Source organism: Pseudomonas sp. P4_B3 (assembly GCF_056402295.1).
The window spans coordinates 1-25,210 of record NZ_JBFUHR010000010.1 but is presented as its reverse complement, the minus strand read 5'-3'; the positions used below and the strand labels follow the sequence as shown (position 1 = coordinate 25,210).

Annotated in this window: 19 protein-coding genes; 17 read left to right on the top strand and 2 right to left on the bottom strand. The window is 59.9% G+C overall.

Annotated features, from left to right (window positions below; all coding sequences use genetic code 11):
• Positions 1–287 precede the first annotated feature (287 nt).
• The 3 genes from rpmE to AC1DWG_RS13110 all read left to right on the top strand — a co-directional run bounded on the left by rpmE (position 288) and on the right by AC1DWG_RS13110 (position 2,781).
• Positions 288–506, top strand: coding sequence for a 50S ribosomal protein L31 (rpmE, locus tag AC1DWG_RS13120; RefSeq protein ID WP_007975586.1), 219 nt, complete (start codon positions 288–290; stop codon positions 504–506).
• A 35-nt stretch (positions 507–541) separates the two neighbouring features.
• Positions 542–1,330, top strand: coding sequence for a thermonuclease family protein (locus AC1DWG_RS13115; RefSeq protein ID WP_477763823.1), 789 nt, complete (start codon positions 542–544; stop codon positions 1,328–1,330).
• A gap of 182 nt (positions 1,331–1,512) precedes the next feature.
• Positions 1,513–2,781 carry a malic enzyme-like NAD(P)-binding protein gene (locus AC1DWG_RS13110; RefSeq protein ID WP_053153375.1) on the top strand — a complete coding sequence of 423 codons (1,269 nt, stop codon included), beginning with the start codon at positions 1,513–1,515 and terminating at the stop codon, positions 2,779–2,781.
• Positions 2,782–3,019: 238 nt separating this feature from the next.
• Here AC1DWG_RS13110 and AC1DWG_RS13105 read toward each other — a convergent pair whose 3' ends face one another.
• Complete coding sequence (locus AC1DWG_RS13105; protein ID WP_477763836.1) at positions 3,020–5,461, bottom strand: penicillin-binding protein 1A; 2,442 nt, start codon at positions 5,459–5,461, stop codon at positions 3,020–3,022.
• Positions 5,462–5,678: 217 nt separating this feature from the next.
• Between AC1DWG_RS13105 and AC1DWG_RS13100 the strand changes: the two genes are divergently transcribed.
• The 11 genes from AC1DWG_RS13100 (at position 5,679) to hemE (ending at position 21,485) form a co-directional block, all read left to right on the top strand.
• Positions 5,679–6,743, top strand: coding sequence for a pilus assembly protein PilM (locus tag AC1DWG_RS13100; protein ID WP_477787873.1), 1,065 nt, complete (start codon positions 5,679–5,681; stop codon positions 6,741–6,743).
• Entirely contained in the window at positions 6,743–7,309 is a 567-nt protein-coding gene (locus tag AC1DWG_RS13095; protein ID WP_477752175.1) for a PilN domain-containing protein, read from the top strand. The genes AC1DWG_RS13100 and AC1DWG_RS13095 overlap by 1 nt, the downstream gene beginning before the upstream one ends.
• Positions 7,306–7,929: a type IV pilus inner membrane component PilO gene (locus AC1DWG_RS13090; protein ID WP_477763824.1), complete on the top strand. Its 624-nt coding sequence runs from the start codon at positions 7,306–7,308 to the stop codon at positions 7,927–7,929. The genes AC1DWG_RS13095 and AC1DWG_RS13090 overlap by 4 nt, the downstream gene beginning before the upstream one ends.
• A complete protein-coding gene (locus AC1DWG_RS13085; protein ID WP_477752173.1) occupies positions 7,926–8,453 on the top strand; it encodes a pilus assembly protein PilP in 528 nt (175 codons plus the stop codon). Before AC1DWG_RS13090 ends, AC1DWG_RS13085 begins: the two co-directional genes overlap by 4 nt.
• A 13-nt stretch (positions 8,454–8,466) precedes the next feature.
• Positions 8,467–10,539 (top strand): type IV pilus secretin PilQ, encoded by a 2,073-nt coding sequence (locus AC1DWG_RS13080; RefSeq protein ID WP_477763825.1) that lies wholly within the window; start codon positions 8,467–8,469, stop codon positions 10,537–10,539.
• A 4-nt stretch (positions 10,540–10,543) separates the two neighbouring features.
• Positions 10,544–11,062, top strand: a complete 519-nt coding sequence (aroK, locus tag AC1DWG_RS13075; protein ID WP_015093141.1) for a shikimate kinase AroK — start codon at positions 10,544–10,546, stop codon at positions 11,060–11,062.
• 150 nt (positions 11,063–11,212) lie between these two features.
• The gene (gene aroB / locus AC1DWG_RS13070) at positions 11,213–12,313 is read left to right on the top strand and encodes a 3-dehydroquinate synthase (protein WP_477787872.1); all 1,101 of its coding nucleotides are present in this window, start codon (positions 11,213–11,215) and stop codon (positions 12,311–12,313) included.
• A 10-nt stretch (positions 12,314–12,323) separates the two neighbouring features.
• Positions 12,324–13,916, top strand: coding sequence for an ExeA family protein (locus tag AC1DWG_RS13065; RefSeq protein WP_477752171.1), 1,593 nt, complete (start codon positions 12,324–12,326; stop codon positions 13,914–13,916).
• A gap of 351 nt (positions 13,917–14,267) precedes the next feature.
• The gene (gene gltB, locus AC1DWG_RS13060) at positions 14,268–18,713 is read left to right on the top strand and encodes a glutamate synthase large subunit (protein WP_477763827.1); all 4,446 of its coding nucleotides are present in this window, start codon (positions 14,268–14,270) and stop codon (positions 18,711–18,713) included.
• Positions 18,714–18,745: 32 nt separating this feature from the next.
• A complete protein-coding gene (locus AC1DWG_RS13055; RefSeq protein WP_477752169.1) occupies positions 18,746–20,164 on the top strand; it encodes an FAD-dependent oxidoreductase in 1,419 nt (472 codons plus the stop codon).
• A 253-nt stretch (positions 20,165–20,417) separates the two neighbouring features.
• Entirely contained in the window at positions 20,418–21,485 is a 1,068-nt protein-coding gene (hemE, locus tag AC1DWG_RS13050) for a uroporphyrinogen decarboxylase (RefSeq protein ID WP_477787871.1), read from the top strand.
• 61 nt (positions 21,486–21,546) lie between these two features.
• Here hemE and AC1DWG_RS13045 read toward each other — a convergent pair whose 3' ends face one another.
• Positions 21,547–22,866: an MFS transporter gene (locus AC1DWG_RS13045; RefSeq protein ID WP_477787870.1), complete on the bottom strand. Its 1,320-nt coding sequence runs from the start codon at positions 22,864–22,866 to the stop codon at positions 21,547–21,549.
• Between the two features lie 74 nt (positions 22,867–22,940).
• Here AC1DWG_RS13045 and AC1DWG_RS13040 point away from each other — a divergent pair, with 74 nt between their 5' ends.
• From AC1DWG_RS13040 to AC1DWG_RS13030, 3 genes are all read left to right on the top strand, one after another.
• Entirely contained in the window at positions 22,941–23,843 is a 903-nt protein-coding gene (locus AC1DWG_RS13040; RefSeq protein WP_477763830.1) for a LysR family transcriptional regulator, read from the top strand.
• Positions 23,844–23,980: 137 nt separating this feature from the next.
• On the top strand, positions 23,981–24,268 hold the full coding sequence (locus AC1DWG_RS13035) for an addiction module antidote protein (protein ID WP_477763831.1): 288 nt from the start codon (positions 23,981–23,983) through the stop codon (positions 24,266–24,268).
• 190 nt (positions 24,269–24,458) lie between these two features.
• On the top strand, positions 24,459–24,902 hold the full coding sequence (locus tag AC1DWG_RS13030; RefSeq protein WP_429489064.1) for a DUF2846 domain-containing protein: 444 nt from the start codon (positions 24,459–24,461) through the stop codon (positions 24,900–24,902).
• Positions 24,903–25,210: the final 308 nt, after the last annotated feature.

Genomic DNA, 25,210 nt, shown 5'->3' with positions numbered 1-25,210 from the left:
GCGGGGGGGTCTCGATCAACAAACAATAGGGGGCGTGACATATAACCTGTAGGAGTGAGCCTGCTCGCGATAGCAATCTTGCAGTCAACATAGTGGCGACTGGCAGACCGCTATCGCGAGCAGGCTCACTCCTACAGGGGATCGCGTATTGGGCCGGGAGCCTAGCAGACGACTGGTTTCAGGGACAGCTTGCGTGATCAGGATTGTCTGGTAGAATCCGCGGCCTAATTACGTGCGGTATTCAACAATAGTGTTGGGTGGCGGCACGCTAGCCTGAGGAAGACACCATGAAAGCTGATATCCATCCAGAATACCCGGCAGTTGCTGTTACCTGCAGCTGCGGCAACAAGTTCGAAACCCGTTCGACCTTCGGCAAAGCCCTGGCGATCGACGTTTGCAACGAATGCCACCCGTTCTACACCGGTAAGCAGAAGACTCTGGACACCGGTGGTCGCGTACAGAAGTTCGCCGACCGTTTCGGTGCTTTCGGCGCGAAAAAGGCCTAAGGCCGATCAACTTGGGAAGCCGCTACGGTTTTTCCATGCTGATGAAGAAGGCGTCCCTGGCGGGCGCCTTTTTTATGTCCGCGATTTGGCTGTCTGGCGCCCAGGCCTTTTGCCCGGCGCCAAGCGGCCTGACGCCCGTCGCGGTGCAGCGGGTAGTGGACGGCGACACCCTGCGCCTGAGCGATGGCCGCAGCGTGCGCATGATCGGCTTGAACACGCCGGAGCTGGGCAAAAAAGGCCGTTCCGACGAACCGTTCGCCGTGGCCGCGCGCAAACGCCTCGAAGCCCTGGTGGCGGCGAGTGACGGGCGGGTTGGGTTGGTGCCTGGCAAAGAAAGCAAGGACCATTATGGCCGCACCCTGGCCCATGTCTACGGTGCCGATGGCACCAACCTCGAAGCGCAGATGCTCGCCGAGGGCCTGGGTTTTCTGGTGGCCGTGGCACCGAATGTCGATCTGGTCGCCTGTCAGCAAGCCGCAGAGCGCAACGCTCGACAGGCCGGGCTCGGTGTGTGGCGCCAGTCGCCTGTACTGAAAGCGGAGCAGATCAGCACTTCCGGTTTTGCCGTGCTCAGCGGTCGTGTGAGCAAGGTGCAGCGCAATCGCGGCGGGGTTTGGATCGAGTTACAGGATTCTGTTGTATTACGCGTTGCACCCAATCTGTTGGCGCGTTTCGATGTGATTTCGCTGGAAAGCCTCAAGGGCAAGCAGGTCGAGGCGCGCGGCTGGGTGCTGGATCGCTCGCGCAAAGGCGGTCTCAAGGATGGCCAGGCGCGCTGGATGTTGCCCTTGACCGATCCGGCGATGCTTCAAGCGGCACAGTGATAAAAAATTGTAGACATTTTTTCTGTCGATTGTGAACAGTCTATCCCTTGTGTTCCGTGGCTCTTGGTCCAAAGTCGTAGGGCCGGGAGCTTGACAGGGGTGACCGGTCAGTCTTGTGGGGACTTTGCGAGGCGCGTATCCTCGCTGACCAGTCTGTCCAACAGTAAAAGCGGAATGCCAAAATGTCTGATCTGAAAACTGCCGCTCTCGAATATCACGCCAATCCTCGTCCAGGGAAGCTGAGTGTCGAGCTCACCAAGGCCACTGCTACCGCTCGCGACCTGTCGCTGGCCTACAGCCCGGGCGTAGCCGAACCAGTCCGCGAGATCGCCCGCGATCCTGAACTGGCCTACAAGTACACCGGCAAAGGCAACCTGGTTGCAGTCATTTCCGATGGCACCGCGATTCTCGGCCTGGGTAACCTCGGCCCATTGGCTTCCAAGCCAGTGATGGAAGGTAAAGGCGTACTGTTCAAGCGCTTCGCCGGCATCGACGTTTTCGACATCGAAGTCGACTCCGAAAGCCCGCAAGCCTTCATCGACACCGTCAAGCGCATCTCCATCACCTTCGGTGGCATCAACCTGGAAGACATCAAGGCACCAGAGTGCTTTGAAATCGAACGCGCTCTGATCGAGCAGTGCGATATTCCGGTATTCCACGATGACCAGCACGGCACCGCTATCGTGACCGCCGCTGGCATGATCAACGCCCTGGAAATCGCTGGCAAAACCCTGGCTGATGCCAAGATCGTCTGCCTGGGCGCCGGCGCTGCCGCCATCTCCTGCATGAAATTGCTGGTGAGCATGGGCGCCAACATCGAAAACATCTACATGGTCGACCGTACCGGCGTGATCCACTCCGGCCGTGACGACCTGAACCAGTACAAGGCTGTGTTCGCTCACGCGACCGACAAGCGCACCCTGGCTGACGCCCTGCAAGGCGCTGACGTGTTTGTAGGCCTGTCCGGTCCGAACCTGCTGAGCGCTGAAGGCCTGCTGTCGATGGCGCCTAACCCGATCGTGTTCGCCTGCTCCAACCCTGATCCGGAAATCTCCCCGGAACTGGCGCACGCCACTCGTAACGACGTGATCATGGCTACCGGTCGTTCCGACTACCCGAACCAGGTCAACAACGTACTGGGCTTCCCGTTCATCTTCCGTGGTGCCCTGGACGTTCGCGCCAAGCGCATCAACGAAGAAATGAAAGTGGCTGCGGCCAACGCCCTGCGCGAACTGGCCAAGTTGCCGGTGCCTCAGGAAGTGTGCGACGCCTACGGCGGCATCAAGCTGGAATTCGGTCGTGAGTACATCATTCCGAAGCCAATGGATGCCCGCCTGATCACCCTGATCTCCGATGCCGTGGCCAAAGCCGCGATCGAGACCGGTGTGGCGACCCTGCCGTATCCGAAGAACTACCCGCTGAAAAGCGTGGATGACGTGTTCAACGGCTAAGCCGTTGTAGCGCTTCAACGAAAAGCCCCGGCTTGTGAGAGTCGGGGCTTTTTTGTGCCTGAAGGTTTTGCATTGGCTGTGGGTGCCTCTTCGCTGGCAAGCCAGCTCCTACAAGAACTGCGTGTACCTGTAGGAGCTGGCTTGCCAGCGAAGAGGCCGGGTCAGGCGACACAAAAATCGATGCGCAATAAAAAACCCCGCACTTCTTTCAAGGGCGGGGCTTTTCAAATTGCCGCTATCAGAACAAATCGATCGGCGCCGCTTCATCCGCTGGCAGCGGGCTGCCAGGTGCCAGGCCGTTGCCCAGTTCGTTCCCCGACGGTGGCGTATCTTCGACCTTGAACAGCTCGAAGTAGGCCCCCGGGGTGCCCGGGCTGGCCGCGCGGCCGCTGACCGGATCGACTCGCAGGCTGAGTATGCCTTCCGGCTCCGGCTGCGTATGCGGCGGTTTGCCTTTGAGCGCGGGGCCCATGTAGTTCATCCAGATCGGCAGCGCGACGGTGCCGCCGAATTCCTTGCGGCCCAGGCTTTCCGGTTGATCGAAACCGGTCCACACGGTCGTCACGTAATCGGCGTTGTAACCGGAGAACCAGGCGTCCTTGGATTCGTTGGTCGTGCCGGTCTTGCCGGCAATGTCCGGGCGGCCCAGGGCCAGTGCGCGGCGACCGGTGCCGAGCTTGATCACGTCCTCAAGCATGCTGTTGAGGATGTACGTGGTGCGCCCGTCAATGATGCGTTCAGCCACGGCGGGTGCTTGTGGCGTCGACGTAGTGCCTGGGGCTTCGCTCACCGTTGCGTTGACTGTGAAGGCTTGAGGGGCGGTTGGCGCGGCAATGCCATCGCTGGCAGCACCGCCCTGAGGCACGCTTGGTGGGTTGGCGACGAACAGTGTGTCGCCGTTGCGGCTTTCGATCTTGTCGATGATGTACGGGGTGATCTTGTAGCCGCCGTTGGCGAAGGCGCTCCAGCCGGTGGCGATTTCCATAGGCGTCAGGGTCGCGGTGCCCAGCGCCAGGGAAAGGTTGGGTGGCAGGTCCTGTTTGTTGAAGCCGAAGCGAGTGATGTAATCGATGGTCTTGCCTACGCCCATCGCTTGCAGCAAGCGGATCGACACCAGGTTGCGCGACTTGTACAGCGCTTCGCGCAGGCGAATCGGGCCGAGGAAGGTATTGGTGTCGTTCTTCGGGCGCCAGACCTTGTCCAGGTACTCGTCGACGAACACGATCGGTGCGTCGTTCACCAGGCTGGAGGCGGTGTAGCCGCTATCCAGTGCGGCGGCGTAGACGAACGGCTTGAAGCTCGAACCCGGCTGGCGCTTGGCCTGCAATGCGCGATTGTAGTTGCTCTGTTCGAAGGCGAAACCGCCGACCAGCGAACGAATGGCGCCGTTCTGCGGGTCCAGGGACACCAGCGCGCCCTGGGCCTGAGGGATCTGGCTGAATTTCAACGAATTGTCCGGCTGACGCTGCACGCGAATCAGATCGCCCACTTGAGCCACGTCCGAAGGCTGCTTCGGATTGGCGCCCATGCTGTTGGTATTGAGGAACGGGCGGGCCCATTTCATGGTGTCCCAGCTCACGTGTTCCTGGCCGGTGCGGGTCAGCACTTGCAGGCCGTTCTTGTCGACCAGGGTCACGATGGCCGGTTCCAGGCCGCTGATGGTGCGTTGTTTGGTCAGCTCGGTGGCCCAGGCTTCGCGAGTCTTGCCCGGCAGCCGCGACTCGGGTCCGCGATAGCCGTGGCGCTGATCGTAGGTCATCAGGCCTTCGTGGACCGCGGTGTTGGCCAGCTCCTGGAGGTTGCTCGGCACCGTGGTGGTGACGCGGAAGCCTTCGGTATACGCGTCGCTGCCATAACGCCCAACCATTTCGGCACGGGCCATTTCGGCGATGTACGGGGCATTCACTTCTGGAGTCGGCACGTGATAGCTGGCGTTCAGCGGCTCGTTGACCGCAGTGGTGTAGTCGGCCTCGCTGATTTTTCCGAGCTTGTACATGCGCCCCAGGATCCAGTCGCGACGCTCCTTGCTGCGCGCCGGGTTGGCCAGCGGGTTGAAGCGCGACGGCGCCTTGGGCAGACCGGCGATCATCGCCATCTGCGCCAGGCTGACATCGCGGATCGATTTGCCGTAATAGACCTGCGCCGCCGCCTCGATGCCATAGGCACGGTTACCCAGATAGATTTTGTTGACGTACAGCTCGAGGATCTCGTCCTTGGTCAGCTGCCGTTCGATCTGCAGGGCCAGCAGGATCTCGGTGGTCTTGCGCGAAAAGCTGCGTTCGCTGCTCAGGAAGAAGTTCTTCGCCACCTGCATGGTGATCGTGCTGCCGCCGGACTGGATGTGTCCGCTTTTGACCAACTGGGTCGCGGCACGCATCAGGCTGCTCGGATCGACGCCGTAGTGGTTGGCGAAATTGTCGTCTTCAGCACTTAGTAACGCATTGATGAAATTGGGGGGAATGTCGGCGAAACGGATCGGCGTGCGGCGCATTTCGCCAAATTCTGCGATCAACTTGTTATCGCTGCTGTAGACCCGCAAAGGGATCTGCAACTGGATGCTTCTCAGCGCCTCCACGGACGGCAGCCCGGGACTAAGGTAGAGGTACGCCCCGCTCAGACCCAGAAGGAGTCCGCAGAAAACCGCGACGATGGACCAACCGAAAAACTTCAGCAGACGAATCAAGGCTTTTGGATATCCAGGGCAAAAATGAATTGGGCAACAGGGTTCAGGCTAAATGAGAACGACCCGCGCTTGAGCAAATGCGGAAAAAAAACGCTGGGCATTATAAGCATTTTTCTGACCGGGAGCGTGGTTGACGCTGCTGTCAAGACGGGTGGATTGAACGCAATGGATATTGCAGAGTCCGTAACTCACGGAAAGTCATAGGGAATTGGTAGTGCCAGGACTCTTCAACAAAAAATCCAATACGCTCTTGGGAATCGACATCAGCTCCACCGCGGTGAAACTTCTGGAGTTGAGCCGTCAGGGCGAGCGCTACCGGGTCGAAGCCTATGCGGTCGAGCCATTGCCGGTCGGCGCAGTGATCGAAAAGAACATCGCTGAACTCGAAAGCGTGGGGTTGGCCCTCACGCGCGTGCTGATCAGGGCCAGAACCGGCCTCAAGAGCGTGGCCGTGGCCGTGGCAGGCTCGGCGGTGATCACCAAGACCATCGAGATGGATGCAGGTCTTTCCGAGGACGAGATGGAAAGCCAGCTGAAGATCGAGGCTGATCAGTACATTCCTTATCCGCTGGACGAAGTCGCGATCGACTTTGAAGTCCAGGGCACCTCCGTGCGCAATCCGGATCGCGTCAACGTGTTGCTAGCCGCTTGCCGCAAGGAAAACGTCGAAGTCCGCGAGGCAGCCCTGACCCTGGCGGGGCTGACCGCCCGCGTGGTCGAGGTCGAGGCCTACGCGCTGGAGCGTTCATTCGAATTGCTGGCCAGCCGTCTCGCGGTTTCCGGGGAGTCTTCGACGGTCGCAGTGGTGGACATCGGCGCCACCATGACCACCCTGAGCGTGCTGCGCAACGGGCGGATTATCTACACCCGCGAACAACTGTTCGGCGGTCGGCAACTGACCGAGGAAATCCAGCGTCGCTATGGCTTGACGCTGGAGCAGGCGGGGCTGGCGCAAAAGAAGGGCGGTCTGCCGGATGACTATGCCGGTGAGGTCTTGCAACCATTTCGAGAGGCGCTGGTGCAGCAGGTGTCGCGCTCGTTGCAATTCTTCTTCGCCTCAGGCCAGTACAGCGTCGTCGACCATGTCCTGTTGGTCGGCGGTACCGCGTCGATCCCGGGGCTGGACCGTTTGATCGAGCAGCAATTGGGCACGCCGACCCAGGTTGCGAATCCTTTTTGCGAAATGACTCTGGGCAGCAAGGTCAATGGTGCTGCTCTGGCGAGTGATGCCCCGGCGTTGATGATCGCCTGTGGTCTGGCCCTCAGGAGCTTCGACTGATGGCACGGATCAACCTTTTACCTTGGCGCGAGGAGCGGCGTGAAGCCCGCCGCAAGCGCTTCCTGCTGGTCCTGGTGGCCGTGATGGTGGGCACGATGGGCGCGGTACTGGTCGCGAACCAGGCCATCAGCGGTGCCATCGACCGGCAAGTCGCCCGTAACGACTACATCGGCAAGCAAGTCGCCGTGGTCGATGAGCGGATCAAACAGATCAATGATCTCAAGGCGCGCCGTCAGCAACTGGTCGAGCGCATGCGCATCATCCAGGACCTGCAGGGCAATCGCCAAATCAGCGGGCGAATATTTGACCAGTTGGCGCGAGCACTGCCTGACGGCGTGTATTTCACCGAAGTGAAAATGACCGCAAAGACCTTGTCCATCACCGGCGCTGCGCAATCCAACAACCGTGTTTCAGAATTGATGCGCAACCTTGAGGCATCAGACTGGTTCGATGCGCCGAGCCTGACCGAAGTCAAGGCCACAGCTGCCGGCCAGGTGGAGCCGGCCAACGTCTTCCAGTTGACCGTTCGCCAGACTCAACCCGCAGCACCGGAGGGGGGCAAATGAGTCCATCCGAATGGTTCGAAGGGCTGCGCAAGATCGACATCAATGAGCTGGATACCAGCAACATGGGTTCCTGGCCGCCGCCGATCAAGTTTCTGGTGGTTGGTTTGCTCGTGCTTCTGGTGCTGGCCTTTGGCTATAACTTTTCCACCCGCGACCTTGTGAGCCAGCTCGATCTCAAGCGCGAGGAAGAGTCGACACTCAAGGAGCAGTTCGCCGACAAAGCCCGCATGGCGGCGAATCTGGATCTCTACACCCGGCAGTTGAAGGAGATGGAGAACGCCTTCGGTGTGCTGTTGCGGCAACTGCCCGGCGACACCGAAGTGCCCGGCTTGCTGGAAGACATCACGCGTACGGGCCTCGGCAGTGGCCTGGAGTTCGAAGAGATCAAGCTGCTGCCGGAGGTCGCCCAGCCGTTCTACATCGAACTGCCGATCCAGATCACGGTCACCGGGGATTACCACGACCTGGCCACCTTCGTCAGTGGTGTGGCCGGATTGCCGCGAATCGTCACCTTGCACGATTTCGACCTTGCCCCCCTCAGCCCCCAGGGTGGTCCGAAACTGCGCTTGAGCATCCTCGCCAAGACCTACCGCTACAACGACAAGGGACAGCATCAATGAGACCGGCGCAGTGTTTTTCGGTAGTGGTGGTGCTGTCTGCCCTGTCCGGTTGTGGCGCAGGCGATGACTACAACGATCTGGACGCGTACATGAACGAAATGCGCCTGCGTGGGCCGGGCAGGATTGAGCCAGCGCCGGTATTCCGGTCTTACCCGACATTCACCTACAACGCGGCGAATCTGCGCAGCCCGTTTTCGCCGCAGATCAGCACTGATCTGGCGGCTCAGCGGCGGGGTTCACGTAACGTCAAACCCGACCCTGGTCGGGTCAAGCAATACCTCGAAGGTTTCAACATCGAGCAGTTTGAGATGGTCGGCACCCTTTCCAATGTAACGGGCTCTTATGCCTTGCTGCGAGGGGCGGGTGGGGTCCATCGGATGAAAGTCGGCGATTACCTGGGGCGTAACGACGGACGGATCGTTGCAATCAATGGCTCGCAAGTCGAAGTGGTTGAAATTGTCCCTGATGGTCAGGGCGCGTGGCTGGAGCGTCCCCGGACCATCCCTTTGAAAGAGCACTCATAGTGGAACTCGAATAATGAACCGGATTTTCTCAACCTTCGGCCTTTCGCTATGGATAGCGCTGTTGTCGCCGATGGTACAAGCGGCCAATCTCAAGACGCTGGATGTCGCTACGCTGCCGGGAGACCGTGTCGAGTTGAAGTTGACGTTCGATGAGCCGCCCCCGGTGCCCCACGGCTACACAACGGAGTCGCCGGCCCGGATTGCCCTGGATTTGCCGGGTGTCGCCAGTCAGCTGGCCAGCAAGACTCGCGATCTCGGCAGTGGAAATGCCCGTAGTGCAACGGTAGTGGAAGCCCGTGACCGTACACGATTGATCATCAACCTGACCCAGCCGGCCCCATACGACTCGCGAATTGAAGGCAACAATTTGCTGGTAGTTGTCGGGCAGGGTGTCAAGCCGTCGACATCCAGGCCGGCGGCTACAGCAGCAATGCCAGTTCCGGCACGAGCCGCTGCGCCGGCAGGCAAGGCCATCCGCGGTGTGGATTTCCAGCGGGGAACCCAGGGTGAAGGCAACGTGGTGATCGACTTGTCGGATCCATCGATGGCGCCCGACATACAAGAGCGCGAGGGCAAGATCATCGTCGGATTTGCCAAAACCCGATTGCCCGAGCCGTTGCGCGTGCGTCTGGATGTGAAGGATTTCGCCACGCCAGTGCAGTTCGTCAATGCCAGCGCCAGCGGCGATCGAGCCACCATCAGCATTGAGCCCGGTGGCAGGTTCGATTACTCGACCTATCAGACCGACAGCAAGCTCACGGTCAGCGTTCGCCCGGCGACGGTCGACGACCCGCAAAAGCGCAATGCCGGGCAACACGCCTACAGCGGCGAGAAGCTTTCGCTGAATTTCCAGGACATCGATGTACGTTCGGTGCTGCAACTGATCGCTGATTTCACCAACCTCAATCTGGTGGCCAGCGACACGGTGCAGGGTGGCATCACTTTGCGCTTGCAGAACGTGCCGTGGGACCAGGCGCTGGATCTGGTGCTGAAAACCAAGGGGCTGGATAAGCGCAAGGTCGGCAATGTCCTGCTTGTTGCGCCGGCCGATGAAATTGCTGCTCGTGAGCGCCAGGAGCTGGAATCACAGAAGCAGATTGCCGATCTGGCGCCATTGCGTCGGGAGCTGTTGCAGGTCAACTACGCCAAGGCGGCGGACATCGCCAAGCTCTTCCAGTCGGTGACCAGTGCCGAAGCGAAATCCGACGAACGGGGGTCTATCACCGTCGATGAGCGCACCAACAACATCATTGCCTACCAGACCCAGGACCGGCTTGATGAGTTGCGCAGGATTGTCACGCAACTGGATATCCCTGTGCGTCAAGTCATGATCGAGGCGCGCATTGTCGAAGCCAACGTCGACTATGACAAAAGTCTCGGGGTGCGCTGGGGCGGTTCGATACAGAACAAGGGCAACTGGAACACCTCCGGTGTCAGTAACGGGGTCAATGGGTCGTCAACCATTGGCACGCCCGGCAGTACCAGCACCAATTCACCGTTCGTCGACATGGGCGCGGTCAATAACACCTCGGGAATCGGCATCGCGTTCATCACCGATAACGTCCTGCTGGACCTGGAACTGACAGCCATGGAGAAAACCGGCAACGGGGAAATCGTCTCGCAACCCAAGGTGGTCACGTCAGACAAGGAAACCGCCAAAATCCTCAAAGGCACCGAGATTCCCTATCAGGAAGCCAGTTCCAGTGGCGCGACTTCGGTGTCGTTCAAGGAGGCTTCGCTGTCGCTGGAGGTGACGCCGCAGATCACGCCCGACAACCGGATCATCATGGAGGTCAAGGTGACCAAGGACGAACCGGACTTCCTGAACAAGGTCCAGGATGTGCCGCCCATCAAGAAAAACGAAGTCAACGCCAAGGTCCTGGTCAACGATGGCGAGACCATCGTCATTGGCGGTGTTTTCTCAAATACTCAGAGCAAGGTCGTAGATAAGGTGCCATTTCTTGGCGATGTGCCGTATCTTGGCCGCCTTTTCCGGCGTGATGTGGTTTCGGAGAAAAAATCCGAGCTGTTGGTATTCCTCACTCCGCGTATCATGAATAACCAGGCGATTGCTGTGAGTCATTGATTCTGTGCGAAATTTGATTCTTGTTGGACCGATGGGTGCTGGAAAAAGCACCATCGGCCGGTTGCTGGCCAAAGAGCTGCGCCTGCCATTCAAAGATTCCGATAAGGAAATTGAATTGCGCACGGGCGCCAATATCCCTTGGATCTTCGATAAAGAAGGCGAACCGGGCTTTCGCGATCGCGAGCAGGCAATGATTGCCGAGCTGTGCGATTACGACGGTGTGGTGCTGGCGACAGGCGGGGGCGCGGTCATGCGCGAAGCCAATCGCCGGGCACTGCATGCCGGTGGGCGGGTGGTTTATCTGCATGCGTCTGTCGAACAGCAGGTCGGCCGCACGGCCCGCGACCGCAATCGGCCATTATTGCGTACTGCCGATCCGGCCAAGACCCTTCGGGATCTGTTGGCGATCCGCGATCCGCTTTATCGGGAAATTGCCGACCTGGTGGTCGAAACCGATGAGCGACCGCCACGAATGGTCGTACTCGACATTCTAGAGCGCTTGCAGCAGTTGCCACCCCGTTAAAGCGCCGCGCGAAATGCGCTATCCTCGACGTCGCGCCATGACCGCTCAAGGTTGTGGCGGATGGCTTGCGAACGGCGTCACACCAGCAGAGGCCGTGGATATCCGTAAACTCAGGGCAGGATGCCTGATTCATCTTCACTGTGGGGACACATGCAGACACTCAAGGTCGATCTAGGCGAGCGCAGCTACCCGATTCATATTGGCGAAGGTTTATTGGATCAGCCTGAGCTGCTGGCCCCGCACATTCGCGGACGGCAAGTAGCGATCATCTCCAACGAGACTGTTGCGCCGCTCTATCTCGAGCGTCTGACCCGCAGCCTGGCGCAGTTCTCGGTGATTTCCGTGGTGCTGCCCGACGGCGAGGCCTTCAAGACCTGGCAAACCCTGCAACTGATTTTCGACGGCCTGCTGACCGCCCGGCATGACCGCCGCACCACAGTGATCGCCCTCGGTGGCGGTGTGATCGGTGACATGGCCGGCTTTGCCGCCGCCTGCTACCAGCGCGGCGTCGATTTCATTCAGGTTCCGACCACACTGTTGTCGCAAGTCGACTCTTCGGTGGGCGGCAAGACCGGGATCAACCATCCGCTGGGCAAGAACATGGTCGGCGCCTTCTATCAGCCGAACGTGGTGCTGATCGATACCGCCAGCCTCAATACCCTGCCGGCGCGCGAGCTGTCCGCCGGGTTGGCCGAAGTCATCAAGTACGGGCTGATCTGCGATGAGCCGTTCCTGACCTGGCTCGAAGACAACGTCGACCGTCTGCGCAATCTGGATCAACAAGCCCTGACTTATGCCATCGAGCGCTCCTGCGCGGCCAAGGCAGCGGTGGTCGGTGCCGATGAGAAGGAGACGGGCGTTCGTGCCACGTTGAACCTGGGCCACACTTTTGGCCACGCCATCGAAACCCACATGGGCTATGGTGTATGGCTTCATGGTGAAGCAGTGGCTGCTGGCACCGTAATGGCGCTGGAAATGTCCGCGCGACTGGGCTGGATCAGCGAGCAAGAGCGCGATCGCGGCATTCGCCTGTTCCAGCGTGCGGGGCTGCCGGTCATACCGCCAGAAGAGATGACAGAAGCCGATTTCCTCGAACACATGTCCATTGATAAAAAAGTGATCGACGGTCGTTTGCGCCTGGTGCTACTGCGCCACATGGGTGAAGCGGTGGTGACCGACGATTATCCGAAAGAGGTTCTACAGGCCACGCTGGGGGCAGACTACCGCGCCCTGGCCCAGCTTAAAGGTTAATAAGAACACAATGACTAGTTTGCATGCCGACGAGGCTTTCCTCGGCCATTACCAGTTGAGTCATGACCCTTTTGCTCCTCGGGTGCCTGGCTTCAAGTTTTTCCCGGCCCAGCGCAAACCCGTGCTGGGACAACTGCATCACCTGGCGCGTTACAGCCAGTTACTGCTGGTGGTCACCGGTCCTGAGGGCAGTGGCAAGACCCTGTTGCGCCAGGCCCTGGTCGCCAGTACCAACAAGCAATCGGTACAAAGTCTGGTGGTGTCCGCCCGTGGCGCCGGCGATGCGGCCGGAGTGTTGCGTCAGGTGGCCCAGGCGCTGAACGTTGCCCAGGCTGATGCCGACGCTATTCTGGCCCAAGTGGTGCAGCTTGCACTGACCGGGCAGGAAGTCTATCTGCTGGTCGATGACGCCGAACAACTGGACGAGTCCGCCCTTGAGGCGCTGATGATCCTCGCTGCCGGCGCGCCTGAAGGCCGCCCGCATGTGTTCCTGTTCGGTGAAACCTCGCTGATTGCTCAGCTTGAGGCTTTGCATCTCGAGGAAGAGCGTTTCCACGTCATCGAACTACAGCCCTACACCGAAGAAGAAACTCGCGAATATCTGGAGCAGCGGCTTGAAGGCGCTGGTCGCGGTATCGAACTTTTCACCGCAGATCAGATCTCTGATATTCACGAAAGCTCCGAAGGTTGGCCTGGCAGCATCAATCAGGTCGCCCGCGATGCAATGATCGAAGCCATGATCGCCAGCCGCTCAGCGGTCAAGCGTCCAAAAATGGGGTTCAATATGCCGAAGAAACACGTATTGGCGATTTCCGCCGTGGTCGTGGTCGCGGTAGCTGCCGCCTGGTTGATGCCGGGTCGCAACAAGGCACCGACCACGGGTACACCGGCCAACGAACAGGCGCAACTGCCGCTTGGTCAGGGCCAGCCAACAGCGAATAGTGGCGGTGCTCCAGCCGTCGAATTCGCCGGCAACACGCAGCCGATGCCATTGCCGTTGGTCGGCAATTCGCAGCCAGTCATGCGAGGTCCGCTGGCTGAAGCCGCAGGCGGCATCACCGAAGGCGACGATGGCGTGCCGGTCGAAGGTTCCAGCGCTACGCCGCCGACCGTCACCACAACCGCGCCGCCTGTGGGTGTTCCTGCCGGTCCTGCGCCGACGCCAGCCGCCAAGCCTACCCCTGCGCCGACTCAGGTCGCCAGTGCCAAGCCAGCGCCTGCTCCAGTGGCTAAACCTGCTCCAGCACCGGCCAAGCCAGCCGTTGCTGCTGCGGCCAAGCCTGCAGAGAAACCAGCCCCGGTGGCCAAGGCGGCTGGCGGCACCTGGTACGCAGGGCAAGCACCGGGCAACTACGTGGTGCAGATCCTCGGCACCAGCTCCGAAGCGTCCGCACAAAACTTCGTCAAGGAGCAGGGCGGCGAGTACCGTTACTTCAAGAAAGTCCTCAACGGCAAGCCGCTTTACGTGATCACCTACGGCAACTTCGCCAATCGTGATGCAGCCGTTTCCGCCATCAAGGCCTTGCCAGCGAAGGTTCAGGCTGGTAAACCTTGGCCTCGCACTGTCGCCAGCGTCCAACAGGAACTGGCAACAACTCGCTGAAGATTCGGCGGCCTTACCCAGGCCGCCTCTCCAAGCACCTCAAAATTTCTACAAGTGCGCGCCGTCTCTACAGACTGCGTGCCTTGTGGTGTCTGCGTCACAGTAGTCTTTGAGTCGTTGCGGTCAAAATTAAAAAAAGTTTTGACTAGCACAGCAGATCGCTTTAAACCTTTCACAAATGCGACATAGATTTGCGACATTTCGTCGTCAAATTTGTGAGGCTAAGTGTCGGTGTGTACAATGACCTCCCTTTTGCCCCCGCAAAGCTGGCGTGCGTTCGGCGTGGATGGCAAGTGGTTGAATTGAAAAGAAATTTGCCTCGATCAGAGGCAGCCTGGTGAGAAAGTGTCTATGAAAGCAGGTCTGTACCAACCAGATGAATTCAAGGATAACTGCGGTTTCGGCCTGATAGCCCATATGCAGGGCGAGCCCAGTCATACCCTTTTGCAAACGGCCATCGAGGCCCTGACCTGCATGACCCACCGCGGTGGGATTAATGCCGACGGCAAGACCGGTGACGGTTGCGGTCTGCTGATTCAAAAGCCGGACGTGTTCCTGCGAGCCATCGCCCAGGAAACCTTCGGCGTCGAAATGCCCAAGCAATACGCCGTGGGCATGGTCTTCTTCAACCAGGACCCGGTCAAAGCCGAAGCCGCTCGCGAGAACATGAACCGCGAGATCCTGGCCGCTGGCCTGCAACTGGTCGGCTGGCGCAAAGTGCCGATCGACACCAGCGTTCTCGGCCGCCTGGCCCTTGAGCGCCTGCCGCAGATCGAGCAAGTGTTCATCGGCGGTGAAGGCCTGAGCGATCAGGACATGGCCGTCAAGCTGTTCACCTCCCGTCGTCGCTCGTCCGTGGCCAACGCCGCTGACACCGACCACTACGTCTGCAGCTTTTCGCACAAGACCATCATTTACAAAGGCCTGATGATGCCGGCGGACTTGACCGCCTTCTATCCAGACCTGAGCGATGAGCGCCTGCAAACTTCGATTTGCGTGTTCCACCAGCGCTTCTCCACCAACACCCTGCCGAAATGGCCGCTGGCCCAACCGTTCCGCTTCCTGGCGCACAACGGCGAGATCAACACCATCACCGGCAACCGCAACTGGGCCGTGGCCCGTCGCACCAAGTTCACCAACGATCTGATGGACCTGGAAGAACTCGGCCCGCTGGTCAACCGCGTCGGTTCCGACTCCTCGAGCATGGACAACATGCTCGAGCTGATGGTCACCGGTGGCATCGACCTGTTCCGTGGCGTGCGGATGATCATTCCGCCTGCGTGGCAGAACGTCGAGACCATGGACCCGGACCTGCGTGCGTTCTACGAATACAACTCGATGCACATGGAACCGTGGGACGGCCCGGCCGGCGTGGTAATGACCGACGGTCGCTACGCGGTGTGCCTGCTCGACCGTAACGGTCTGCGTCCGGCGCGTTGGGTCACCACCAAGAACGGTTTCATCACCCTGGCCTCGGAAATCGGTGTCTGGAACTACCAGCCTGAAGACGTGATCGCCAAGGGCCGTGTGGGCCCGGGCCAGATCTTTGCCGTGGACACCGAAACCGGTCAGATCCTCGACACCGATGCGATCGACAACCGCCTGAAGTCCCGTCATCCGTACAAGCAATGGCTGCGCAAGAATGCCCTGCGCATTCAGGCGACCATGGAAGACAACGACCACGGTTCGGCGTTCTACGACGTCGATCAGCTCAAGCAATACATGAAGATGTACCAGGTCACGTTCGAAGAGCGCGACCAGGTGCTGCGTCCACTGGGCGAACAGGGCTACGAAGCCGTGGGCTCGATGGGCGACGATACGCCGATGGCCGTGCTGTCCCAGCGTGTGCGCACGCCGTACGACTATTTCCGCCAGCAGTTCGCCCAGGTGACCAACCCGCCGATCGACCCGCTGCGTGAAGCCATCGTCATGTCGCTGGAAATCTGCCTCGGTGCCGAGCGCAACATTTTCCAGGAGTCGCCGGAACACGCTTCGCGCGTGATCCTCAGCTCGCCGGTCATTTCCCCGGCCAAGTGGCGCTCGCTGATGAACCTCGATCGTCCGGGCTTCGAGCGCGCGATCATCGATCTGAACTACGACGAAAGCGTCGGCCTGGAAGCTGCGATCCGCAACGTTGCCGATCAGGCTGAAGAAGCCGTACGCTCGGGCCGTACTCAGGTCGTGCTGAGTGACCGTCACATTGCCCCGGGCAAGCTGCCGATCCACGCGTCCCTGGCTACTGGCGCGGTGCACCACCGCCTGACCGAAAAAGGCCTGCGTTGCGACTCCAACATCCTGGTGGAAACCGCGACCGCTCGCGATCCGCATCACTTCGCCGTGTTGATCGGTTTCGGCGCCTCTGCCGTTTACCCGTTCCTGGCCTATGAAGTGCTGGGTGACCTGATCCGTACCGGTGAAGTCCTGGGCGACCTCTACGAGGTGTTCAAGAACTACCGTAAAGGCATCACCAAAGGCTTGCTCAAGATCCTGTCGAAGATGGGCATCTCGACCATCACTTCGTACCGTGGTGCGCAGTTGTTCGAAGCCATCGGCCTGTCCGAGGAAGTCTGCAACCTGAGCTTCCGTGGCGTGCCGAGCCGTATCAAGGGTGCGCGTTTCGTCGACATCGAAGCCGAGCAGAAAGCCTTGGCCACTGAAGCCTGGAGTCCGCGCAAGCCGATCCAGCAAGGTGGCCTGCTGAAGTTCGTCCACGGTGGCGAATATCACGCGTACAACCCGGACGTGGTCAACACACTGCAGGCCGCTGTGCAGCAGGGCGACTACAGCAAGTTCAAGGAATACACGTCGCTGGTGGACAACCGCCCTGTGTCGATGATCCGCGACCTGCTGAAAGTCAAAACACTCGATACTCCATTGGATATGAGCGAAATCGAGCCGCTGGAATCGGTGCTCAAGCGCTTCGACTCCGCCGGCATCTCGCTGGGCGCCCTGTCGCCGGAAGCTCACGAAGCCCTGGCCGAAGCCATGAACCGCCTCGGTGCGCGTTCCAACTCCGGCGAAGGCGGCGAAGACCCGGCGCGCTACGGCACCATCAAGAGCTCGAAAATCAAGCAAGTGGCGACCGGCCGTTTCGGTGTAACCCCGGAATACCTGGTCAACGCTGAAGTGCTACAGATCAAGGTCGCCCAAGGCGCCAAGCCTGGCGAAGGTGGTCAGCTGCCGGGCGGCAAGGTCAACGGTCTGATCGCCAAGCTGCGTTATGCAGTACCGGGCGTCACCCTGATTTCGCCACCGCCGCACCACGACATCTACTCGATCGAAGACTTGTCGCAGCTGATTTTCGACCTGAAACAGGTCAACCCGCAGGCGCTGGTCTCGGTGAAGCTGGTAGCGGAAGCGGGCGTCGGCACCATCGCTGCCGGTGTGGCCAAGGCCTACGCGGACTTGATCACCATCTCCGGCTACGACGGCGGCACCGGTGCATCGCCGCTGACCTCGATCAAATACGCGGGCGCTCCGTGGGAGCTGGGCCTGGCCGAAACCCACCAGACCCTGCGCGGCAACGACCTGCGCGGCAAGGTCCGGGTACAGACCGACGGCGGCCTGAAAACCGGCCTCGACGTAATCAAGGCGGCGATCCTCGGCGCTGAAAGCTTCGGCTTCGGCACCGCGCCAATGATTGCCCTGGGCTGCAAATACCTGCGCATCTGCCACCTGAACAACTGCGCCACCGGCGTCGCGACCCAGAACGAGAAGCTGCGCAAGGATCACTACATCGGTACCGTCGACATGGTGGTGAATTTCTTCACCTACGTCGCCACCGAGACCCGTGAGTGGCTGGCCAAGCTGGGCGTGCGCTCCCTCGAAGAGCTGATCGGCCGTACCGATCTGCTGGAAGTCCTCGAAGGCCAGACCGCCAAGCAACATCACCTGGACCTGACCCCGTTGCTGGGCAGCGACCACGTGCCGGCGGACAAACCGCAGTTCTGTGGCGTGGAGCGCAACCCGCCGTTCGACAAGGGCCTGCTGGCCGAGAAAATGGTCACTATGGCCACCTCGGCGATCAATGACCTGAGCGGCGCCGAGTTCGCCCTGGAAATCTGCAACTGCGACCGTTCCATCGGCGCACGGATCTCCGGCGAAATCGCGCGCAAGCACGGCAACCAGGGCATGGCCAACGCACCGATCACGTTCCGTTTCAAAGGCACGGCCGGGCAGAGTTTCGGCGTGTGGAACGCCGGCGGCCTGAACATGTACCTGGAAGGTGACGCCAACGACTACGTCGGCAAGGGCATGACCGGCGGCAAGCTGGTGATCGTTCCTCCGAAGGGCAGCGTCTACCGGACACAGGACAGTGCCATCATCGGCAACACCTGCCTGTACGGCGCCACCGGCGGCAAGCTGTTCGCCGCCGGCACCGCGGGCGAGCGTTTCGCCGTGCGTAACTCCGGTGCCCACACCGTCGTGGAAGGCACTGGCGATCACTGCTGCGAGTACATGACCGGTGGTTTCGTCTGCGTATTGGGCAAGACCGGTTACAACTTCGGCTCTGGCATGACCGGCGGTTTCGCCTACGTGCTCGACCAGGACAACTCCTTTGTTGACCGGGTCAACCACGAACTGGTGGAAATCCAGCGGATCAGCGGCGAGGCGATGGAAGCCTATCGCAGCCACCTGCAGAACGTGCTGAACGAGTACGTCGCGGAAACCGACAGCGAGTGGGGTCGTGAACTCGCCGAAAACCTCGATGACTACTTGCGCCGTTTCTGGCTGGTCAAGCCCAAGGCTGCCAACCTGAAATCGTTGCTTTCCAGCACCCGTGCCAATCCGCAGTGATATGCGCCTGAAGAGTTTGATGAGGTTTTAAAATGGCTGAACGTCTGAATAATGACTTCCAGTTCATCGAGGTCGGGCGCAAGGATCCGAAGAAGAAACTGTTGCGTCAACGCAAGAAAGAGTTCGTGGAAATCTACGAACCCTTCAAACCCCAGCAGTCGGCCGACCAGGCCCACCGCTGCCTGGGTTGCGGTAACCCGTATTGCGAATGGAAGTGCCCGGTGCACAACTTCATTCCCAACTGGCTGAAACTGGTGGCCGAGGGCAACATCCTCCAGGCCGCCGAGCTGTCGCACCAGACCAACACCCTGCCGGAAGTCTGCGGCCGGGTGTGCCCGCAGGACCGTCTGTGCGAGGGTGCCTGCACCCTCAACGACGGCTTCGGCGCGGTGACCATCGGTTCGGTGGAGAAGTACATCACCGACACCGCGTTCGCCATGGGCTGGCGCCCGGACATGTCCAAGGTCAAGCCAACCGGCAAGCGTGTCGCGATCATCGGTGCCGGGCCTGCTGGCCTGGGCTGTGCCGACGTGCTGGTGCGCGGTGGCGTGACCCCGGTGGTGTTCGACAAGAACCCGGAAATCGGTGGCCTGCTGACCTTCGGCATCCCCGAGTTCAAGCTGGAAAAGACCGTGCTGAGCAATCGTCGCGAAGTCTTCAGCGGCATGGGCATCGAATTCCGCCTCAACACCGAGGTGGGCAAGGACGTGACCATGGAGCAACTGCTCGAAGAATACGATGCGGTATTCATGGGCATGGGCACCTACACCTACATGAAGGGCGGTTTTGCCGGTGAAGACCTGCCGGGCGTGTATGACGCGCTGGACTTCCTGATCGCCAACGTCAACCGTAACCTGGGCTTTGAAAAGTCGCCGGAAGATTTCGTCGACATGAAAGGCAAGAAGGTCGTGGTACTCGGCGGTGGCGACACGGCGATGGACTGCAACCGGACCTCGATCCGCCAAGGCGCCAAGTCAGTGACCTGCGCTTATCGTCGTGACGAAGCGAACATGCCAGGCTCGCGCAAAGAGGTGAAGAACGCCAAGGAAGAAGGCGTGAAATTCCTCTACAACCGCCAGCCGATCGCCATTGTCGGTGAAGACAAGGTCGAAGGCGTGAAGGTGGTCGAGACCCGTCTCGGCGAACCGGACGCCCGTGGCCGTCGCAGCCCCGAACCGATCCCGGGTTCCGAAGAGATCATCCCGGCCGACGCCGTGGTCATCGCCTTCGGTTTCCGCCCGAGCCCGGCGCCATGGTTCGAGCAGTTCAGCATCCAGACCGACAGCCAGGGCCGCGTAGTGGCGCCGGAACAAGGTCAGTACAAGCACCAGACCAGCAACCCGAAAATCTTCGCCGGTGGCGACATGGTGCGCGGTTCCGACCTGGTGGTGACGGCGATCTTCGAAGGCCGTAATGCCGCGGAAGGGATCCTGGATTACCTGGGCGTTTAAAACCCGATTTCGATTTGAAATGGGATCAAATGTGGGAGCGAGCCTGCTCGCGAAAGCGGTCTGTCAGCCAACATCAATGTTGGATGTACCGGCCCCTTCGCGAGCAGGCTCGCTCCCACAGTTGTTTCGCGGTGTTGCTAAACTCCGTATTTCATTGCGACAAATTGACCCGATAGACAAAAGCCTCCGCTCTTGCCGTGCCTTTTGCGCCCGGCTCTGAGAAAATGCCCTCACTTTTTTTCCGGATGCCGACATGACTGCCCTGAAGAACGACCGTTTCCTGCGCGCCCTGCTCAAGCAACCCGTAGACGTCACCCCAGTGTGGATGATGCGTCAGGCCGGTCGCTACCTGCCTGAATACCGCGCCAGCCGTGCCAAGGCCGGCGACTTCATGAGCCTGTGCATGAACCCGGCGTTCGCTTGCGAAGTCACGATGCAGCCGCTCGACCGTTATCCACAGCTGGATGCGGCGATCCTCTTTTCCGACATCCTGACCATCCCCGATGCCATGGGCCAGGGCCTGTACTTCGAAACCGGTGAAGGTCCGCGCTTCAGGAAAGTCGTCAGCACCCTGGCCGACATCGAAGCCCTGCCGATTCCTGACCCACAGAAAGACCTGGGCTACGTGATGGACGCGGTCAGCACCATCCGCCGCGAACTGAACGGCCGTGTGCCGTTGATCGGTTTCTCCGGCAGCCCGTGGACCCTGGCGACCTACATGGTCGAAGGCGGCTCGTCGAAAGACTTCCGCAAGACCAAGGCCATGCTCTACGACAACCCGCAAGCCATGCACCTGTTGCTGGACAAGCTCGCACAGTCGGTCACCAGCTACCTCAACGGCCAGATCATGGCCGGTGCACAGGCCGTGCAGATCTTCGACACCTGGGGCGGCAACCTGTCGGCTGCGGCGTACCAGGAGTTCTCCCTGGTCTACATGAAAAAAATCGTCAGCGGCCTGATCCGCGAGCACGAAGGCCGCAAGGTGCCGGTGATCCTGTTCACCAAGAACGGCGGTCTGTGGCTGGAAAGCATCGCCGACGCCGGCGCTGATGCACTGGGCCTGGACTGGACCTGCGACATTGGTGAAGCCCGTCAACGCGTCGGCAACAAAGTCGCCCTGCAAGGCAACATGGACCCGACCGTGCTTTACGCCAAGCCAGAAGCCATCCGCGCTGAAGTCGGCCGGATCCTCGCCAGCTACGGCAAGGGCAGCGGCCACGTGTTCAACCTCGGTCATGGCATCACGCCGGAAGTCGATCCGGAGCATGCTGGTGCATTCCTGCGTGCTGTGCATGAATTGTCGGCGCAGTATCACGAGTGATCGGCAGCCAATTAAAAAACGCCCGGTTTATGCCGGGCGTTGCTCCCACAGGTTTTTGTCTTCAGGCCTTCACATTAACCAGAGGCGGCAACTTCGCCAGCTTCAACGCGATCAGCAGTGCAATCACCAGCAGCGAGCCGATGAACAACCCGATCCCGTTCCACCCGCCCATATGCCAGAACACGCCGCCCGCCGTACCGGCGATGCTCCCCCCGGCGTAGTAGCTGAACAGGTACAAGGACGATGCCTGCCCCTTGGCCCTGGTGGCGCGGCGGCCGATCCAGCTGCTGGCCACCGAGTGGGCGCCAAAGAAGCCGAAGGTGAACACCAGCATGCCGATGATCACCAGCGGCAGCGGCGTGAACATCGTCAAAGCGAGGCCAGCGATCATCAGCGCGATGGTGCTCCAGAGCACTTTGCGGCGACCGAGTTTGTCGGCCAGCGAGCCGATTTTCGCTGAGCTGTAGATGCCCGACAGGTACACCACCGACAGCAACCCGACGAAGGCCTGTTCCATGTGGTACGGCGCGGCCAGCAGGCGATAGCCGATGTAGTTGAACAGCGTGACGAACGCGCCCATCAACACAAAGGCTTCAAGAAACAGCAGCGGCAGGCCGGCGTCGCGAAAGTGCATGGTGAAACCGTCGAGCAGGCTGCGCGGGTGCAGCGAGCGGGCGCGGAAGTTGCGCGATTCCGGGAGGATTTTCCAGAACACCGCCGCGGCAATCAGCGCCAGGCCACCGATCACCAGCATCGCCGTGTGCCAGCTGACGAAGTCGATCAATACTCCGGTGATCAAGCGTCCGCTCATCCCGCCAATCGCGTTGCCACCGATGTACAAACCCATGGCGAGGCCGATGTGCTGTGGGTGGATCTCTTCGCTCAAGTAAGTCATCGCAACCGCAGCCAGACCGCTCAACGACAATCCAATCAGCGCACGCATCAGCAGCACACCGTGCCAGCTCGGCATCATCGCACTGGCCATGGTGCACAGCGCAGCGGCGAACAGTGCTGCCACCATCACCGGTTTACGCCCGATACGGTCGGAAATCGGGCCAGTGATCAGCAGGCCGATGGCAAGCATGCCGGTGGCGATAGACAGGATCAGGCTGCTCTGCGCCGCGTTGATGGAATACTCGTGGGACAGCAGCGGCATCATCGGCTGTACGCAGTAGAGCAGGGCGAAAGTCGCGAAGCCGCCGCAGAACAACGCCAGCACCGTGCGCATGAACGCCGGGGTGCCTTTTTCGATGTGGATTTCCGCCAGCTCAGCGGCGATAGCGTCCGGCGCTGCGGGAGGAACTTCATGGGCGAGTGGGGCGACAGCAGTTTTCACGTTGGACCTCGGAGGACGCAGCCGGTCAGGCAATGAAAAAATCATATAGCTGGCTAATGATTCAATCCAATATATTGTTCGACCTGTTTGATAGCTTTTACGACCTAATGGGGTTTTCCATGGAATTGCGTCACCTGCGCTACTTCATCGCCGTCGCCGAAGAACTGCATTTTGGCCGCGCCGCACAGGTGCTGGGCATCTCCCAGCCGCCGCTGAGCCAGCAAATTCAGGCGCTGGAACAGGAAGTCGGAGCACGTCTGTTCGAACGTACCAATCGTCGGGTCGAGCTGAGCGAGGCCGGTCGGCTGTTTCTGCAAGAGGCGCGGCTGGTGCTGGCGCAGGTCGACAAAGCAGCGGATGTCGCGCGACGGGCGCAGTTGGGTGAGTTGGGTGAGCTGAAAATCGGCTTCACCTCGTCGGCCCCCTTCAACTCGACCATTCCCCAGGCGATTTTCTCTTTCCGCCAGCGCTTCCCGGCGGTCCAACTGAACCTGCGGGAAATGAGCAGCACCCAGGTGGCCGATGCGCTGGTGGACGAGTCGATTGAAGTCGGGATCATGCGGCCGCTCGGGTTGCCGGACTGTCTTAGCGTGGTCGAACTGATGCGTGAACCGCTGGTCGCGGTGCTTAGCTCCAAGCACCCGTTGGTAGAGGGCAGCAAGGAGGGCTTGTTTCTGTCAGCCCTGGCCCTAGAACCTTTCGTGTTTTTTCCACGCAGCTACGGCAGTGGCTTGTACGCCCAACTGCTCAGCCTGGCCCGGGACGCCGGCTTCAGCCCGCACTTCGCCCAAGAGGCCGGAGAGGCGATGACCATCATTGGGCTGGTAGCGGCAGGGCTCGGCATTTCGGTGCTGCCGGCGTCTTATCAGCGGATGCGTATTGACGGTGTGGTCTACCGCCCGCTGCTCGATCCGGCGGCGGTGTCGGCGGTGTGGCTGGTGCAGCGCAAGGATCAGAAGTCGGCGATGGCGCGGGCGTTTGTCGAACTGCTGACGAGGAAGGTTGAGCCGTTGCAGGCGTGACTATTTTTAATGGTTGGCTCTGACTACCAAACATCGAATGATCAGAAATCCGGATTGAGCGGGTGTAGCTCAAACGCTACACCTCGTGATATCAAACAAGCCAGGCTTATTGCGAAATCCTGGCAGGAGCAAAACCCATGACCGAACAGTTCACTCGCTGGGACTCTGCCGAGTACTTCAAGACCGAAGAGGACATGGCAAATTATCTGGACGCTTGCATGGAAGAGGCGGGGGATGATCCGGCGTTCATCGCCAAAGCTCTCGGGACCATTGCACGTGCCCGCGGCATGACTCAGGTCGCCCGCGATGCGGGGCTTTCTCGAGAAAACCTTTACCGTGCATTGTCGGGTGATGGGAATCCAGAGTTCGGCACCATACTGAAAGTCATCAAGGCTTTGGGACTCAAGTTACATGCCAGTACGTGAGGGATTGAATCAAATACCAAGACGATCAATCTGCGAATGGGCGCCCAAAAGGCGCCTTTTTCATTTCCGTTGGCCACACCAATTGGCATTGGTGAGCGTTTTGTTAGAGTGGATTTTGAGTGGTGGCCTTTAGCCTTGATCTGGTCGGCCGATAATTGTTTCTGCATTCATCAAACTATGGAGAAACAGGATGTTCAAGCAGTTAACCTTCACCGCTTTGCTGGCACTGACCGCTCTGACTGGTGGTTGTGCTTCGGTAAAAATGGCGGATGAAAGCCAGGACGCTCAGGCCAAAACATTCCAGGTGGCCCCGGATAAAGCCCACATCTACGTGTATCGCAACGAAAGCATGGGCGCTGGCGTGAAAATGCCGGTGGCGCTGAACGGCAAGCCTGTAGGCCAGACCGTCGCCAAGTCTTATCTGATGCTTTCGGTCCCGGCCGGTCAGCAGACCTTGGTATCTTCCGCAGAAAACGATTCGGAACTGAAACTCACCGCAGAAGCGGGCAAAAATTACTTTGTCTGGCAGGAAGTGAAAGTGGGTTTCATCAAGGCGCGTAACAGCCTGCAAGTCGTCGACGACCAGACCGGCCGCGCCGGCGTCGCTGAAAGCAAACTGATTCAAGCTCAGTAAGCGTTCCGACAACCCCCGCACACAGCGCGGGGGTTGATTCGCTTTGTCCGAGAGAGCACAAAAAATCTATGGTCGCCCCCATTTTTGCAATACTGATTAACGGGTGGTGTGGTTGGCTTGCTTAAATCTATCCGGCGTCTGTTTGGGGCATGCCCCAGCGCCACGATGAGAATCGCGCCTGACGATCCTAAAAAGCCCATCGGCTTCTTAAAGCCGATTTTTATGCCAGGATCTTCGCCAGGCCGGTAGGCCGTTCACGTCATCTGTTGTTCAGCTATCGCAAAACCTGAAGGGTGAATCGTGGTACT